General features: G+C 52.6%; 2 rRNA genes. Both read right to left on the reverse strand.

The features are described from left to right. Nucleotides 1–89, reverse strand: a 5S ribosomal RNA gene (gene rrf, locus ACSZO4_RS24540); the annotation flags it as partial. A gap of 96 nt (nucleotides 90–185) precedes the next feature. Continuing rightward, a 23S ribosomal RNA gene (locus ACSZO4_RS24545) occupies nucleotides 186–3,090 on the reverse strand. Nucleotides 3,091–3,186: the final 96 nt, after the last annotated feature.

Consider the following 3,186-nt stretch of genomic DNA (forward strand, 5'->3'; position numbering starts at 1 on the left):
GGAGACCCCACACTACCATCGGCGCTACGGCGTTTCACTTCTGAGTTCGGCATGGGGTCAGGTGGGACCACCGCGCTGTTGCCGCCAGGCAAATTCTGTTATTAACCCGCCTTACGCCGGTTAATTTAATCTGGTTCAAGCTGATATTGATGTCTGTCTCTTCGCCAAAACACCTTCGGCGTTGTAAGGTTAAGCCTCACGGTTCATTAGTATCGGTTAGCTCAACGTATCGCTACGCTTACACACCCGACCTATCAACGTCGTAGTCTTCAACGTTCCTTCAGGACTCTCAAGGAGTCAGGGAGAACTCATCTCGGGGCAAGTTTCGTGCTTAGATGCTTTCAGCACTTATCTTTTCCGCATTTAGCTACCGGGCAATGCCATTGGCATGACAACCCGAACACCAGTGATGCGTCCACTCCGGTCCTCTCGTACTAGGAGCAGCCCCCCTCAATTCTCCAGCGCCCACGGCAGATAGGGACCGAACTGTCTCACGACGTTCTAAACCCAGCTCGCGTACCACTTTAAACGGCGAACAGCCGTACCCTTGGGACCTACTTCAGCCCCAGGATGTGATGAGCCGACATCGAGGTGCCAAACACCGCCGTCGATATGAACTCTTGGGCGGTATCAGCCTGTTATCCCCGGAGTACCTTTTATCCGTTGAGCGATGGCCCTTCCATTCAGAACCACCGGATCACTATGACCTGCTTTCGCACCTGCTCGAGCCGTCACTCTCGCAGTCAAGCTAGCTTATGCCATTGCACTAACCTCCTGATGTCCGACCAGGATTAGCTAACCTTCGTGCTCCTCCGTTACACTTTAGGAGGAGACCGCCCCAGTCAAACTACCCACCAGACACTGTCCGCAACCCGGATTACGGGTCTACGTTAGAACACCAGCCATTAAAGGGTGGTATTTCAAGGTTGGCTCCATGCAGACTGGCGTCCACACTTCAAAGCCTCCCACCTATCCTACACATCAAGGACCAGTGTTCAGTGTCAAGCTATAGTAAAGGTTCACGGGGTCTTTCCGTCTTGCCGCGGGTACACTGCATCTTCACAGCGAGTTCAATTTCACTGAGTCTCGGGTGGAGACAGCCTGGCCATCATTACGCCATTCGTGCAGGTCGGAACTTACCCGACAAGGAATTTCGCTACCTTAGGACCGTTATAGTTACGGCCGCCGTTTACCGGGGCTTCGATCAAGAGCTTCTCCGCGAGGATAACCCCATCAATTAACCTTCCGGCACCGGGCAGGCGTCACACCGTATACGTCCACTTTCGTGTTTGCACAGTGCTGTGTTTTTAATAAACAGTTGCAGCCAGCTGGTATCTTCGACTGACTTCAGCTCCACGAGCAAGTCGCTTCACTTACCATCAGCGTGCCTTCTCCCGAAGTTACGGCACCATTTTGCCTAGTTCCTTCACCCGAGTTCTCTCAAGCGCCTTGGTATTCTCTACCTGACCACCTGTGTCGGTTTGGGGTACGATTTTGTGTTACCTGATGCTTAGAGGCTTTTCCTGGAAGCAGGGCATTTGTTACTTCAGCACCGTAGTGCCTCGTCATCACACCTCAGCGTTAATAAGAGTCCGGATTTACCTAAACTCTCCGCCTACATGCTTAAACCGGGACAACCGTCGCCCGGCTAACATAGCCTTCTCCGTCCCCCCTTCGCAGTAACACCAAGTACAGGAATATTAACCTGTTTCCCATCGACTACGCCTTTCGGCCTCGCCTTAGGGGTCGACTCACCCTGCCCCGATTAACGTTGGACAGGAACCCTTGGTCTTCCGGCGTGCGGGCTTTTCACCCGCATTATCGTTACTTATGTCAGCATTCGCACTTCTGATACCTCCAGCAACCCTCACAGGCCACCTTCAACGGCTTACAGAACGCTCCCCTACCCAACAACACATAGTGTCGCTGCCGCAGCTTCGGTGCATGGTTTAGCCCCGTTACATCTTCCGCGCAGGCCGACTCGACCAGTGAGCTATTACGCTTTCTTTAAATGATGGCTGCTTCTAAGCCAACATCCTGGCTGTCTGTGCCTTCCCACATCGTTTCCCACTTAACCATGACTTTGGGACCTTAGCTGGCGGTCTGGGTTGTTTCCCTCTTCACGACGGACGTTAGCACCCGCCGTGTGTCTCCCGTGATAACATTCTTCGGTATTCGTAGTTTGCATCGGGTTGGTAAGTCGGGATGACCCCCTAGCCGAAACAGTGCTCTACCCCCGAAGATGAGTTCACGAGGCGCTACCTAAATAGCTTTCGGGGAGAACCAGCTATCTCCCGGTTTGATTGGCCTTTCACCCCCAGCCACAAGTCATCCGCTAATTTTTCAACATTAGTCGGTTCGGTCCTCCAGTTAGTGTTACCCAACCTTCAACCTGCCCATGGCTAGATCACCGGGTTTCGGGTCTATACCCTGCAACTTAACGCCCAGTTAAGACTCGGTTTCCCTGCGGCTCCCCTATTCGGTTAACCTTGCTACAGAATATAAGTCGCTGACCCATTATACAAAAGGTACGCAGTCACACCACGAAGGTGCTCCCACTGCTTGTACGTACACGGTTTCAGGTTCTTTTTCACTCCCCTCGCCGGGGTTCTTTTCGCCTTTCCCTCACGGTACTGGTTCACTATCGGTCAGTCAGGAGTATTTAGCCTTGGAGGATGGTCCCCCCATATTCAGACAGGATACCACGTGTCCCGCCCTACTCTTCGAGTTCACAACGTGTGCATTTTTGTGTACGGGGCTATCACCCTGTATCGCCGGACTTTCCAGACCGTTCCACTAACACGCGCGCTGATTCAGACTCTGGGCTCCTCCCCGTTCGCTCGCCGCTACTGGGGGAATCTCGGTTGATTTCTTTTCCTCGGGGTACTTAGATGTTTCAGTTCCCCCGGTTCGCCTCATGCCACTATGTATTCATGACATGATAGTGTGTCGAAACACACTGGGTTTCCCCATTCGGGTATCGCCGGGTCAAAGGTTCATATCACCTCGCCGACGCTTATCGCAGATTAGCACGCCCTTCATCGCCTCTGACTGCCAGGGCATCCACCGTGTACGCTTAGTCGCTTAACCTCACAACCCGAAGATGTTTCGTAAAACACTTCAGTGTTGCGAAAATTTGAGAGACTCGAACACACCGCTTTTCATTTCTTATTACGGAGAAATGAA

It is taken from the genome of Phytobacter sp. V91, from assembly GCF_965644225.1.
Classification (GTDB): Bacteria; Pseudomonadota; Gammaproteobacteria; order Enterobacterales; family Enterobacteriaceae; genus CBFFRJ01.